The organism is Nitrospira sp. (assembly GCA_030692565.1).
Lineage (GTDB): Bacteria > Nitrospirota > Nitrospiria > Nitrospirales > Nitrospiraceae > Nitrospira_D.
In genome coordinates this window covers 16,481-29,520 of sequence record JAUYAO010000032.1, presented here as the reverse complement: position 1 = coordinate 29,520, position 13,040 = coordinate 16,481, and the positions used below count along the sequence as shown (strand labels likewise).

Annotated in this window: 11 protein-coding genes; 7 read left to right on the top strand and 4 right to left on the bottom strand. The window is 57.5% G+C overall.

The window, feature by feature from the left end; genetic code table 11:
• Positions 1-136: 136 nt before the first annotated feature.
• Positions 137-1,504 carry a restriction endonuclease subunit S gene (locus tag Q8N04_08285; GenBank protein MDP3090660.1) on the bottom strand — a complete coding sequence of 456 codons (1,368 nt, stop codon included), beginning with the start codon at positions 1,502-1,504 and terminating at the stop codon, positions 137-139.
• Complete coding sequence (locus Q8N04_08280; protein ID MDP3090659.1) at positions 1,501-3,780, bottom strand: class I SAM-dependent DNA methyltransferase; 2,280 nt, start codon at positions 3,778-3,780, stop codon at positions 1,501-1,503. The genes Q8N04_08285 and Q8N04_08280 overlap by 4 nt, the downstream gene beginning before the upstream one ends.
• Positions 3,781-4,315: 535 nt before the next feature.
• Here Q8N04_08280 and Q8N04_08275 point away from each other — a divergent pair.
• From Q8N04_08275 to Q8N04_08245, 7 genes are all read left to right on the top strand, one after another.
• Entirely contained in the window at positions 4,316-5,422 is a 1,107-nt protein-coding gene (locus Q8N04_08275) for a deoxyhypusine synthase family protein (protein MDP3090658.1), read from the top strand.
• Positions 5,419-6,159: a thioredoxin domain-containing protein gene (locus Q8N04_08270; GenBank protein MDP3090657.1), complete on the top strand. Its 741-nt coding sequence runs from the start codon at positions 5,419-5,421 to the stop codon at positions 6,157-6,159. Before Q8N04_08275 ends, Q8N04_08270 begins: the two co-directional genes overlap by 4 nt.
• A 13-nt stretch (positions 6,160-6,172) precedes the next feature.
• Positions 6,173-6,436: a hypothetical protein gene (locus Q8N04_08265; protein ID MDP3090656.1), complete on the top strand. Its 264-nt coding sequence runs from the start codon at positions 6,173-6,175 to the stop codon at positions 6,434-6,436.
• 15 nt (positions 6,437-6,451) lie between these two features.
• Positions 6,452-7,885, top strand: coding sequence for an aldehyde dehydrogenase family protein (locus tag Q8N04_08260; protein MDP3090655.1), 1,434 nt, complete (start codon positions 6,452-6,454; stop codon positions 7,883-7,885).
• 126 nt (positions 7,886-8,011) lie between these two features.
• Positions 8,012-8,581 carry an arginine decarboxylase, pyruvoyl-dependent gene (locus Q8N04_08255; protein MDP3090654.1) on the top strand — a complete coding sequence of 190 codons (570 nt, stop codon included), beginning with the start codon at positions 8,012-8,014 and terminating at the stop codon, positions 8,579-8,581.
• Positions 8,582-8,642: 61 nt separating this feature from the next.
• Positions 8,643-9,575 carry an agmatinase gene (gene speB / locus Q8N04_08250; protein ID MDP3090653.1) on the top strand — a complete coding sequence of 311 codons (933 nt, stop codon included), beginning with the start codon at positions 8,643-8,645 and terminating at the stop codon, positions 9,573-9,575.
• 13 nt (positions 9,576-9,588) lie between these two features.
• Positions 9,589-10,326 carry a pseudouridine synthase gene (locus Q8N04_08245; GenBank protein MDP3090652.1) on the top strand — a complete coding sequence of 246 codons (738 nt, stop codon included), beginning with the start codon at positions 9,589-9,591 and terminating at the stop codon, positions 10,324-10,326.
• 167 nt (positions 10,327-10,493) lie between these two features.
• Here Q8N04_08245 and Q8N04_08240 read toward each other — a convergent pair whose 3' ends face one another.
• Positions 10,494-11,282: an MCP four helix bundle domain-containing protein gene (locus Q8N04_08240; protein ID MDP3090651.1), complete on the bottom strand. Its 789-nt coding sequence runs from the start codon at positions 11,280-11,282 to the stop codon at positions 10,494-10,496.
• A 14-nt stretch (positions 11,283-11,296) separates the two neighbouring features.
• On the bottom strand, positions 11,297-12,964 hold the full coding sequence (locus Q8N04_08235; protein ID MDP3090650.1) for an ATP-binding cassette domain-containing protein: 1,668 nt from the start codon (positions 12,962-12,964) through the stop codon (positions 11,297-11,299).
• Positions 12,965-13,040: the final 76 nt, after the last annotated feature.

The window sequence follows — 13,040 nt, the reverse complement described above, 5'->3', positions numbered from 1 at the left end:
ACCAGCTCCTGCACGGACGGAGGGAGCAGTACCGGCTGATCGACGTCCCAGGATTTGAATGTTTTAGCCATGCCGCCTAGAAACCACAATGCCCGCTGCCTGTCCAGTCCAAAATGCACATTACTCGGACAGGCTCCTAGGCTGCGGAACCGAGTTTAACTTTGCGCACATCAATCTTACCCGTAGTTGCGGAGGTGATGAGGGCGATACGGTATTCGGTAAGGCGGTCGATGGCGGCTTCTATCTTTATAGTCATCCGATCAATCCGCTGCGTTTCTGCATCGACGTGCTTTGCGATAGCCTCTTGTTCGACAATCGGTGGAACAGGGATCGACATCTCGGTGATTTGCTCGCAAGTAATCGCACCTTTGGTGCTACCACCACCCTCACTCTCGCTTCGCAGATACGCGTAAGCCATATCAAAGACCCGCCGGACAAATCCAACCACTGCTTGGGACGGGTCCGGCTTGAAGTATGCGAGGTGTTGGTTGATGGTCGCTTCAAAGAGAAGCGTGGTTGCCATGCCCCGCGTTTTCCCTTCGCCCGTAATCCCAATCAATACTGCGGGTGGATGCACTATGGGCAAATGGCACTCCGCTAGCGCGTCTGCGGTGACAAACTGGTCCGCCATCGTCACCGCCTCTTGATTCACTACGGAGCTGTTCAACCAGGGATAATCGCCGTTATCCCAATACAAGGGATTCTCTCTGCTTGGCGTCGAGCCATTGCCGACGCGCCCGACAAACTTAATTCGATTCACCTCCCAATGCTGCGGCACTTTGCCGAGCCAAGGGATGCCGGAGTCGCGCATGGGGGCGGCAGGATTGAGACCCTGGGTGACGGCTTGGGTGATGACCGCGAGGCGCTCCTCCTTGAGCTTCTCCAGTAGCTCCTTCTTCCGAGCTATCAGGGCGTCAATCTGCTCCGTCTTCCAGTCCAGAAACGCTGCGATTTTCTCCTGCTCGGGGATCGAGGGAACTGGGAGCAGAACGGATGTGTATTCTCCAATTTGGAGATTTGGATAAGTCGTCGTTGAGCACATCAGCTCGACTCGTTGGCGGGTCAGGTCCGATCTGAGAAGAAAGAATACAAACTTGGGGACTGCACGCTCCTTTACGGGCCGGACGCGCATTAAGAAGTTGCTGAACACGAAGTGCGGTGTGAATTCATCGACCAACCCCGCTTTGCCGGAGATAATGTTCGTTCCTGACCCGCTCGATTTTACGACAAGGATATCGCCAGCCGCGCAGCCATAGCGTTCGACTTCTAATGGGACGAAACCGCGCTGTGGCATTTCGTCCACTGCAAAGCGACCGTCGGAATCAATCTGAGCAGTCGTGGCGACAGGCAACACAATCTCAGCACCTTCCGGTTCGATCCCGTAACTGCCGCAACTATCGATGTCCGCTAGGTGTTTTAGTGGCTTCTCATCCCAATGCGAAGGAACCTCGCCGAGCCATTCAATCCGACTAACCTTGTGGTGTGGATAGGCCGCAGGATTCATGATGCGATCTCCTTCAGCATCGCCATGATTTCCTTCTCCAGTCCGTCGATATCTTCCTCGATCTTGTTCAGCGGACGCGGTGCCTCATACTCATAGAAGTGGCGATTGAAGGGGACTTCGTAGCCGACCTTGATCTTGCTGTGATCAATCCAGGCATCGGGGCGGTAGGGCAGCACCTCGGCTTTGAGGTAGGCTTCGCAGTGGTCCTGCACGAGGGCGAGCAGCGCGGTCGCGTCCACTTTCCCCTTGTTCTTCTTCCCCTCGTAGTCAACCGGCAGCGGCAGGGCGATGCCGCTCGGGAACGGCACGTTCTCGGTATCGCGCAGTTCGGGGTCAGGCTCCCGGTTGCCTTTCTTATCGAAGCAGATTTCAGCGCCGGGGTCGCGTTCGCCCAAGCTGCCTGGGGCTAGCAAGGCGCTCCGGAGCGAGCCATCCAGCGTGATGCCTGCCACTTGAAATGTCTCGGCCAGTAGCTCCTCGAAGACGGCGCGGTCTTTGATGAGCTGCCCCTCGCTGAACCCGTCCTTCATGCCGTCGAGCACCTCGAGAATCGCCGCCTGCGCTTCCGCACCCTCCAGCTCCTCCTCGATGATCCTCTTCTTGTCCTTTCGCTTCCGTGAAATGGCGAGATCCACGAAGGCGTTGGTTCGCTTGAAACGATCGATGCGGTTGTCGGTGACCGCGAAGTTCAACCGTAGCGGACGTTCGACCGTGATCTTGAGATAGCCGAAATCCTGATTGTTGAAAATCTTGCTGACGAAAAGGCTCTTCTCCTGGTCACGCTTGGGGTCCACGTTTGTTTGAATCTGCCCCACGGTCAGGCGAACATTGTTCTGAAAATCGCCATAGAGTTTAGCCAGCACCTCGATGTGGTTCGGGGCGCCGTCTGTACCGTCGCCGATGCGTTTGCGCTTGTCGCCAAGACTCTTTTTCATCTTCCAGGCAAAGTCGGTCCCGTTGATGAGTTGCACCTTGCCGGCACGCTTGGGGCGTTTGCGGTTCGTCACGATCCAGACATAGGTGGAGATGCCGGTATTGTAGAAGAGCTGGTCGGGCAGGCCGATGACGGCCTCCAGCATATCGTTCTCAATAATCCAGCGGCGGATGTTGCTCTCACCACTACCCGCGTCCCCCGTGAAAAGGGGCGAGCCATTGAATACGATGCCGATGCGGGAGCCTTCTCCGCCCTTGCCACCTTTCTCGGGTGCGGATTCCATCTTTGAAATCATGTGGAGCAGAAAGAGCAACGCGCCGTCATTGATGCGCGGCAGACCGGGGCCGAAACGCCCATCGAAGCCAAACTCGTTGTGCTCGGTGGTGACATGGTCTTTTTCCGGCTTCCACTCTACGCCAAAAGGTGGATTCGCCAGCATGTAGTGGAACTTCTCATCCGCGTGGCCGTCGCCATCGACAAACCCCTCTTTGGATTTGCCGGTCCCAAGGGTGTTCCCGTAAACCATGTTTTGCACATCCTCGCCTTTGATCATGAGATCAGAGCCGCAGATGGCATAGGCCTCAGGGTTATATTCCTGGCCGAAGAGTTCGAGATTGGCACTGGGATTGAGACCAGCATCAGGATCCTTGATGAGTTTTTCCGATTCCGAGAGCATCCCGCCCGTGCCCGCCGTGGGATCGTAGATCTTGATGACCTTGCCTTCCTTGTAGACCAGATCGTCGTAGGTGAAAAGCAGTGTCACCATCAGCTTGATGACTTCGCGCGGAGTGAAGTGATCTCCAGCTTCTTCATTGGCTTGCTCGTTGAAGCGCCGGACGAGGTCTTCGAAGAGGTAGCCCATTGCGATGTTCGGGATGGTGTCCGGGTGTAGGTCTACTGCCGCAACCTGCTTGAAGACCTCAAAGAGCCGATTGGCCTCATCCAACTTTTCAATCTCTTCCTCAAATTTGAACTTCTCGATGATCTTGCGTGCACGGGAGGAGAACCCGGCGATGTAGTTGCCGAGGTTAGCGGCAAGCTTGTCCGGATCACCAAGGAGTGTCTCGAAGGTGAACTTGCTGGTGTTATGGAAGGTGAGTTTGAACTTCTTGTTGATAATTTTTTCGATGGTCTCGGCGTCGTGCTTCTTTTCCGCTTTGAGCTTCTTGTGCAGGGCGATCACCTGATCCTTGGTGCTTTCCAGCACACAATCCAGACGGCGCAATACCGTGAGCGGAATCATCACCCGGCGATATTGCGGCGGCCGATAAGGACCGCGTAGGAGATTGGCGATGTTCCAGATGACATCACCGTGTTCTTTGAAGGCATCGAAATTCTTCATGAGCTGAGATTTTCCAGAGTTATAGATTCAAGAGGCACGCAGCCAGGGCGGGACAGAGAAGGAAGGGCGGTTTTTGAATTCATACATTTATCAAAGGTCGTGGTCTTCTCTGCCTGCTTCATCCAAGACAACTGAACAAAGGCTAAGTTTCCACTCAGCTATTGCCGCCTCAGAATACCCCTTTCCCTCTCTATAAATCATCACTCACCAATCTCTGGCTGCATCTCACCACGGTCGCAGCCCCGGCACCCAAAGCTCGTGCCGCATGGGAATAGTGGGCTTTCTCCGTAGCTGGTACTTCACGCTCATGAAGTGTAGTGGGGTGTTCCACCTAATATGCGAACTCCATTCGATTGATCTGGAGCGGTGTCGTTTCTTCTCGCGCTACGACACAGGTGCTGTATGAGCACGACGGTGTCCATGTTTCAGCTCCAAGATCGCTGTCGACATGCGATTCGCTTCGTTGACGCCTCTAGCGCCGGTTGTGTATAAGGAATGCGCCTTTTGTAATCATATTCTTGGACGGTGATGGGTTATGGCGACACGTGAATTTCATGACGGCGGGAAAGACGGCTTAGAAGCCCTGGAACCGCTCGACCCGGACAAAATCGGTTCGTTCAACGAGCTGCTGGTTGCCATGGGCAAGACAGCATTCGGCGGCCGGCGGTTGGGCGAAGCGTTCGAAGTCCTCAATGCGATGATCGAGGATGCCGACTGCAAGGTGGTATTGACGCTCTCCGGGGCCATGACCATCGCCAAGATGGGCAAGATCATCAGCACGATGGTCGATCGCGGTATGGTCCACTGTATTATTTCCACCGGCGCGCTGATCGCGCATGGCCTGAGCGAGTCGATCGGAAAGACACATTATCGTGTCAATCCGGCGGTGTCCGATGAGGAACTATTCGAGAAGGGCTACAATCGCGTCTACGATACGTTGGAGATGGAATCCAATCTCAATTATGTCGAGCAGGTGGTCTCGCAGACACTGAAGCGCGTGAATTATGATACGCCGCTCTCTTCTGAAATTCTGACCCGTGAGTTGGGTAAGACGTTGGCTGAAGAGTATGAAGGAGACGGGATTCTGAAGAGCGCCTATCTGAAGAAGGTGCCGGTCTATATCCCTGCCTTTACCGATTCGGAAATGGGATTGGATGTGGGGACCTGGGCCATGGGCAGAGCGATTGACCAGGCCCGTTCTCACGCCAAGCCCGGAGACGATCTGACGGTGCTGCGCAGTCTCCATCAGTCACTCCCGTCCTTTAATCCCTATCTGGACCTCAATAGCTATGCCGGTCAGATTTTGTCCGCCAAGAAGATCGGGATTTTTACGATCGGCGGCGGGGTGCCGCGAAATTGGGCGCAACAAGTCGGGCCCTATATCGAAATCGGCAACCATCGGCTGGGGCTTACTGTGAAGCCTCCGCGTTTCCAGTACGGCGTGCGGATCTGCCCCGAACCGGATTACTGGGGCGGTTTGAGCGGCTGTACCTATCAAGAAGGAATCTCGTGGGGCAAGTTTGTTCCTCCTGTTGACGGTGGACGGTTTGCCGAAGTGCTCAGCGATGCCACGGTTGTCTGGCCTTTGCTGATGATGGGATTGTTGGAACGGCAGCGGGAGCGGGAGAAGCGACCTTCATGAATAGCTCGCGGCGTGGCATGACGATGGTGGGTTGGGCAACGGCGTGCTGTCTCGCACTGCTCCCGTCTCTGGCCGGGGCCAAGGACGAGTCCGGCCAGGCTGAGAATCGCATGAGGGGTCAGGCCAATGCGCCGGTGACGCTGATCGAGTATTCGGACTTTACCTGCGGCTACTGTTTGAAATTTTTTCGCGAGACCTGGCCGAGAATCCAAGCCCGGTATGTGGATACCGGTAAAGTGAAGTTTCTCTACCGCGACTATCCGCGCGCTGACCAGGGACCCGGTCTCGATGCGGCGTTGGCGGCGCGTTGCGCCGGGGGCCAGGGGAAGTATTGGGCCATGCACGATCGCCTGTTTGCAGAGGGCGGGCGCATCGATCAAGCGGTTATTCTGCGGCATGCCGTCGCCATCGGGTTGACCCAATCCGTGTTTGAGCGCTGTCTCAAGGAAAAATCGCACGTCGCGTCAATTTTTGCAGATCGGGAAGAGGCCAATCGCTGGGGATTTCACGGAACCCCTGGGTTCATTCTTGTGCGGACGGCGAGCGGCCCTACGGAGAAAGAGCCTGCGATCGCGATCCCCGGAGCGTTTCCGTTCGAAATGTTTGCCGAAGAAATCGATCGGCTGCTCGCGAGTACTCCGCATTCACGCGGAGGGACAGAGCGTGAGTCTCTCATTCGACCCGTGCGGTCTGTTGAACGCTCCAGGCCGCTTGTTCGCGATCCACACGTGCCATAACGTAGGAGTAACTATGGCTTCCACGCAATCATTCTGGTCAGTGCCTCAGCATGAGGGGACGGCTGAGTTTTGGGTGTGCATGTCCTGTCTGGGGGAAGTGTTTTACCGAAAAGTGCCGATGCCTGACTGTCCGTCCTGCCACGGGGTATCCACGTATGAAAGCTTTACGTTGGAAGCCGTGCGCGATTGGGGAACGGACGAACTCATTGCTAAGGCTGCGGCTGAACAACAGGCCGCCGAGGCGGATCAGCCTGCCTCCATTCCTGCCTCGTCCTAGAGGGAGATCGCGCGTTTGCAGGAACCACGTCCGTTTCTCGTTCATGGAGTTTGGAAGCGCAGCGCTCTCACGGCTGGCGTGACCAATCCGTTTACGGGACACGTTTTTGCGGAAGTCTGTCAGGCCGGTGAGAGCGATGTTGAAGAGGCTATTGCCTCCTCAGTGGCGGCCGCGCCCGTCATGGCGAAGCTGGCTTCCCATGCCCGCTATAATATTCTGCAGGATATGGCGGCCCTGCTCTATCGCCGCCGGGATGAATTCGCTCAAACGATCACGGCCGAAGCCGGCAAGCCGATTGCCGACGCGAAGCGCGAGGTCAATCGCGCGGTACAGACATTGACGATTGCGGCTGAAGAGGCCAAGCGTATCCCCGGCGAAGTCGTGCCGCTCGATTGGACACCCCAGACCGAATCGTATCTCGGGATGGTTCGCCGGTTTCCGCTGGGTCCGATCGTCGGCATCACGCCATTCAATTTTCCTCTCAATCTGGTCGTGCACAAGGTCGCGCCGGCGCTGGCCGCCGGCAATCCGATCCTCATCAAGCCCGCACCGCAGACCCCGCTGACCTCATTGCTCCTGGGTGAAGTGGCCTTGGAGGCCGGACTCCCTGTCGGTGGGCTGAACGTGGTGCCCTGTGACAATGCGATTGCGGAACGGCTGGTGATTGATCCCCGCTTCAAGTTGCTGAGTTTTACCGGCAGCGCGCCGGTCGGTTGGATGTTGAAAGCCAAGTGCGGCAAGAAGAAGGTGACGCTCGAACTCGGGGGTAATGCCGGCGTGATCATCGAGCCGGACGCCGATCTTGATCTGGCTGCCAAACGGTGTGCCAGCGGCGGGTTTGGCTATGCGGGGCAAACATGCATTTCGGTCCAGCGCATCCTCGTTCATCATTCGGTGGCCGATACGTTTACGACCAAACTGCTGCTGCAAGTCGCCAGGCTGAAAGCCGGTGATCCGACGGATGAGACGACGACCGTTGGTCCGTTGATCGATCCTGCGGCCACGCAGCGCGTCGAGGGATGGATTGAAGAGGCCGTGTCACAAGGAGCCCGGGTGTTGCTCGGTGGAAAGCGCCTGGGAACGGTCTTGGAAGCCACGGTGCTCACGAATGTGAAGCCGGAAATGAAAGTGTCTTGCCAGGAAGTGTTTGGCCCTGTGGTCACGGTGTCGTCCTATCGGCAGTTCAGCGACGCCATTGCGGCGTTGAATCAATCGGACTACGGATTGCAGGCAGGCGTGTTCACGCAGGATATCAATAAGGTCTTTCACGCCTTTCGTCATTTGGAGGTTGGCGCCGTGTTAGCCAACGAGATTCCCACGTTTCGGGCGGATCACATGCCTTATGGGGGCGTAAAGGATTCCGGGTTGGGGAGAGAGGGTGTACGAGCGGCCATTGAGGATATGACTGAGCCGCGGCTGTTGGTCCTGAACCTGAAAGAGCCGGTCTGAGGATCGTAGAAATATTCCTGTGAGGATATTGCGAACCCCGGACAATCTTGGTACAACAGCGGCCCAATACAACGCATTGTCAATGTAGTGCAGTCAGCCTGCGGATAGACAAGGGAGACGACGACGATGGTACCTACACAGATGTTTCTGACGCGAGGAGTGGGAGTTCATAAGGAGAAGCTGGCTTCTTTTGAACAAGCCCTCCGCAGTGCCGGTGTGGCTTACTGCAATCTGGTGACGGTCTCGTCGATCCTTCCGCCAAACTGCAAAATCATCCCACGCAAGCGGGGTGAAAAGCTGCTGAACCCCGGCGAAATCACTTTCTGCGTCATGGCCCGGTCAGAGACCAATGAACGCAACCGTCTCGTGTCCGCATCCATCGGACTCGCCATTCCAACGGATCGTCAGACCTACGGCTATCTCTCCGAGCACCATGCCCACGGCGAAACCGATGAGGAGACCGGCGAATATACCGAAGATCTCGCCGCACAGATGCTGGCTACCACCTTGGGGGTGGAGTTCGATCCGAATATCGCCTGGAAAGAGCGCGAGCAGGTCTTCAAAATGGCCGGACAAATCGTGCGCACATTGAATATCACCCAGTCGGCTGTCGGCAAGCCGGACCGATGGACGACGGTCATTGCCTTGGCCGTTTTTATTCCCGAAGAAAATATCCCCAAGCGCTCTCGCCGCTAATCAGCGTGAGTATGTTGTCCCGCAGCACGCACACCATGCCAGCCTCTATGGTGGAACAGGTATGACACTTCCTGCCGGGTGGGAAGGCCAGGACCACAATTTCCTGGGGATCGATGAACCCTGGTGCCACCCCGAGCAGGCGGGCGTCTATGTCCTGCCGGCTCCGTACGAACACACCTCCAGCTATATTCTCGGATCAGACCGCGGACCTTCCGCCATTCTTGAGGCGTCCGCTCAGGTAGAGTTTTACGATGAGCAGCTCGGATGCGAGCCGTTTCGTGAATGGGGCGGCATCGCGACCGCGACCACGCTCGATCTTCAAGGGCGCGTGGACGGGCCGGCGGTTGACGCGATTCAGTCATTTGTCGCCCCGCATGTCGGGACCGGGCGATTTCTTGTGACCCTCACAGGCGAGCATACAGGCGCGCTCGGGGCAATTCGGGCCCATGCGAAGCGCTACCCCGATCTATGCGTGGTGCAAATCGACGCGCATGGCGATTTGCGCCAGGCCTATGGGGGAAATCCGTTTAGCCACGCGAGCGTGATGGCCCGAGTCGTCGATGATGGACATCGGCTCGTCCAGGTCGGGATTCGCTCAATCTGTCCTGAGGAAATCCAACGGATCAAGACGACCAAGAGCATTGCCACGTTCTTTGCTGCGTCGATTCTCGATCCATCCGGTCCCTATGAGGGGCGGGCGGCACGGTGGGTGCCTGAAGTGGTTGCGGCCTGTACCGGACCTGTGTATCTGACGTTCGATTGCGACGGGCTGGATAGCGCCATTATCCCAGCCCTGGGTACGCCGGAACCAGGCGGACTCGGCTGGTACGATACGTTGCATCTGGTCACGGCGTTGGCCAACGGTCCGGGGATTGTCGGTATGGATATCAGTGAGATCGCTCCGATCGACGGGTTCGTGGCGCCGCAATTTGCCATCGCCCGCTTGATCTATCGCATGCTCGGCCGGATCAAAGCCGGCCGCCGGGTTCATTAAGGCGTTCGCCACGATGACGCGCGACGTTCAGCCCGCGCCTTCTTCTCCCATCCGCATCAATAAGTTTTTTACCGAGCATGGCATTTGTTCCAGGCGCGAGGCGGATCAGCGCGTCGAAGCGGGACGCGTGACCGTCAACGGGGTTGTCGCGACGCTGGGTGACCGGGTGAGTCGGACGGATGTCGTCGCTTGCGACGGGACCGTGATTCCCTGGGGCCAGGCCTTCCTTTACATCAAGTACCACAAACCGGTCGGGGTGACGACGACGAGCGAGTCGCACGTGCCTCGGAATATCATCGACGAAATCGGACATCCCGAGCGGATCTTCCCGATCGGGCGGCTGGATAAGAATTCATCCGGTCTGATTCTGCTGACGAATGACGGAAATATTGTGAACGATATCCTGCGCGTGGAATTCGGCCATGAACGGGAATATGTGGTGGATGTCGATCGACCGTTCGACGAGGCCTTCCTCCGGCAGATGGCAGAGGGGGTGGTTATTCTCGGCAGCAAGACAAGGCCGTGCCGCATGGAGCGCGTGCGGCCCCACCGGTTTCGTATCATCTTGACGGAGGGGCGCAATCGCCAGATCCGGCGGATGTGTCAGGCGTTGGGCTATCGAGTGACGGGGCTACACCGTGTCCGGATCATGCACCTCGGCATTACCGGTTTGGGGGCGGGAAGCTGGAAAGAACTCTCGGCTGACGAACGGGTTGAGCTTCTTCGGGCAGTCGGGCGTCCGCCGGCTTAGCAGGATGCTGAAAAAGTCCGCCAGCGGCGTTCTCGCGTCGTTCAGAGGCTCAACGTACCGAAGCGTACGCCTCGCCTCTTCGCTCGCTGCGGCCTTGCCCGCGGAACGGCGCGTCTCGGCGCGCCGGGGTTGGGTGGGTGAGAACAGTGGTTTTTTTGAGCATCCTGTTAGTGGGTCTCGCTCGGGATAGGCGAAGCGGATGGTTCGCCGAGATGCTCCCGGTCGGTCGTGCGAGCAGGAAGATCCACAGCCGCGTCGATGTCGTCATCGACCGGTTTTCTGCGTTGGCCCAGGAAGAGGTTGAGCAACGCAACAAAGAAACTCCCGCCTACTAACGTCATGCTGCTGGCCTGAATCGTCTTTGTTCCCTCATCGCGCATATCCTTCGCCACATCGGCGACGGTATCCAATAAATGGTCGAGGGCCAAGCTCACCTGAATCATTTTGGGGCCGGCATTGTCGGAGGCATGCTCCTCGGCTTTCCGGCGCAGGGCTTCGCGTTCGGCGGGGGAGTTGGCTGTCCATTCTTGGGTCAGGAGCTGGATGGTGGTGCTGGCTGCGGAGAAGTATTGATCGAGGCTGCGTCGAACGGATTCGATGTCCTCCGGTTCGCTCCGTCCGCTTCGGGAGACGCGCAGGCCAGCCGCCGCGTACCGGTCGATGGCATGTTGAATCTTTGCCCGCTGAACGGGGAGCGATTCTGTAATGCGTTCGAAGTCCTTTTGGCTATCGGCTTCCAGGGCCCGGATGATTGTATTGCGGTAGCGCATCGTATCGGCCGAAATATGCGCGAGGTCGGCCGCGCCGAGCGTGTACTCGGTGTACATGATACGCAAGTCCTGGTCGACTTGGCTGAGGGCCTGCCCGCTGTACCAGCCAAGGCCGGCTATGAGCACACTGATCAGCAGTTGGGCGCCGGTCGGTTTAGGAATAGGCAAGCGATCGAGAAGTCCCACAACAGTGTCCTTGGTTAATCGATGATGATTCGGCGGTCGACGTGAGGCGTCAGGTTGGGATCGTTGGAGACGAAGACGACCGACCAGGGCTCGTCTTTCGAGCAGAGACGCCGGAGAATGGTCTCCCGCATCGTCGGGTGCATGTTGTGAATGATCCCGTCAAATATGAGAATTTGCGGCCGGGCGAGGATGGCGCGCGCGAGGAGTATTCTCATGATATGGGTCGGAGCCAGCACTTTACCGGGTGTCCGCACGTGGGACTTGATGCCTTGCGGTAAGGCGTCGATCTCTTCTTCCAGTTCCGTGAAGCGGAGCGCCCAGCGGACATCGCTGTAGGGCACATAGGACCGGCCTAATACGATGTTTTCTTCGATCGTGCCCTCGAACAGGGTGAGCTGGGAATCGAGCATGAATCCACGACAACGGTTGACGGCTGTGCGATCCAGATGGCGAAGGTCGACGCCGTTGTAACGGATGACGCCATGGGTTGGAGCTTCCAATCCTGCGAGGACGCGGGCGAGAGCCGTTTTCGCGACGGTGGTACTGACATAGATGCCGACCTTTTCGCCCGGCATGACTTCCAGGTCGAAGTTCGAAAAAATGGAAGGGGTTCCAGGATGCGCAACCGCCAGGTCTTTGCAAGTCAGTCGAATCCCGTGAATGGTGGGGTCAGGCAATGGAACGGACAACGTCGCCGATTCCTGGTCTTTGGGGAGCGCAAAGAACTCGTCGAGCTCTATCAACGCGGTCATGAAGTAGTAGACATGCCCCATGCGCTTCACGACGGCGTCAAACCCATTGAGCAGGCCGCCTACGACGACTTCAGCCGCCACCAGTTGTCCGAGGGTCAACTGGCCGATCGAGAGGAGCCAGCCGGCGGTGCCGATGAGACCGCCGTGGACGATCGCCTGCCATCCCACCGAGCTGAGGTATTGACGGGCAATAATTGCGAAGCGCGCCCGCCGGGCATCCACATACTTCTCAATCAACCGGTCGGATTTCTGCATGAGCAGCGGCTGGCTATCGGTTGCCTTGAAATGCAGGAGGTTGTAGGAGATTTCCTGCATCCAGTGGAGCGCGTCGTACTTGGCATGCGAGACGTCGATAGTGGTGCGCACGCCGCCGTGGGAGAGGAGGAAGAAGACAACGGTAAAGCCGACCAGCAACAGCGCATTGAAGAGCAGAAAATACGGATGATAAAAGACCAGAATCGACATTCCGACGGTCCCGCCGACAACGACATTGATCAAGTCGACGAGCAGCACCGACAGGGCGCGCTGCATGAGGACCGTTTCCATGAAGTAGTTCGCGAAGCGGGGCTTGAAGCTCTGATACTGCATGAGCGGCAACTGCTGGGTCATGGCCATCGTGATTCTGGCAAAGACCCGCCGTTCGAGGATTTCCACGGCATAATACTGCAGCGTTTTGAAGACGCCGACGAACGCCAGGGCTGTGACCATAATGCCGGCCAGCGTCACGATGGTAATCGGCTGGATGGCGAACGCGAAGGTGTTGACCAGTTCCTGGACGGTGAGGGGGACGATGAGCGAAAATAATCCGATAGTCAGTGAATAGGAGACGATCAGCCCCAGGATTCGCCGTTCGAGTCTGAACAGGAGTCCCAGGTGCCCCAATAAGGCCCGGAAGAGATTCGGCTGGTTGCTAGAATGGTCCTGCGCCATGTCGCCTTGATCCCCATGTAACGTGGTCGTGCCGATATACGACGAGCGGCCTCAGGAGAGACGCGCCTTCCCTTGA

Excerpts from the sequence above, each read along its gene's own strand:
- Q8N04_08285 (MDP3090660.1), bottom strand. The coding sequence starts at position 1,504 with ATGAATCCTGCGGCCTATCCACACCACAAGGTTAGTCGGATTGAATGG.
- Q8N04_08280 (MDP3090659.1), bottom strand. The coding sequence starts at position 3,780 with ATGAAGAATTTCGATGCCTTCAAAGAACACGGTGATGTCATCTGGAAC.
- Q8N04_08275 (MDP3090658.1), top strand. The coding sequence starts at position 4,316 with ATGGCGACACGTGAATTTCATGACGGCGGGAAAGACGGCTTAGAAGCC.
- Q8N04_08270 (MDP3090657.1), top strand. The coding sequence starts at position 5,419 with ATGAATAGCTCGCGGCGTGGCATGACGATGGTGGGTTGGGCAACGGCG.
- Q8N04_08265 (MDP3090656.1), top strand. The coding sequence starts at position 6,173 with ATGGCTTCCACGCAATCATTCTGGTCAGTGCCTCAGCATGAGGGGACG.
- Q8N04_08255 (MDP3090654.1), top strand. The coding sequence starts at position 8,012 with ATGGTACCTACACAGATGTTTCTGACGCGAGGAGTGGGAGTTCATAAG.
- speB (MDP3090653.1), top strand. The coding sequence starts at position 8,643 with ATGACACTTCCTGCCGGGTGGGAAGGCCAGGACCACAATTTCCTGGGG.
- Q8N04_08245 (MDP3090652.1), top strand. The coding sequence starts at position 9,589 with ATGACGCGCGACGTTCAGCCCGCGCCTTCTTCTCCCATCCGCATCAAT.
- Q8N04_08235 (MDP3090650.1), bottom strand. The coding sequence starts at position 12,964 with ATGGCGCAGGACCATTCTAGCAACCAGCCGAATCTCTTCCGGGCCTTA.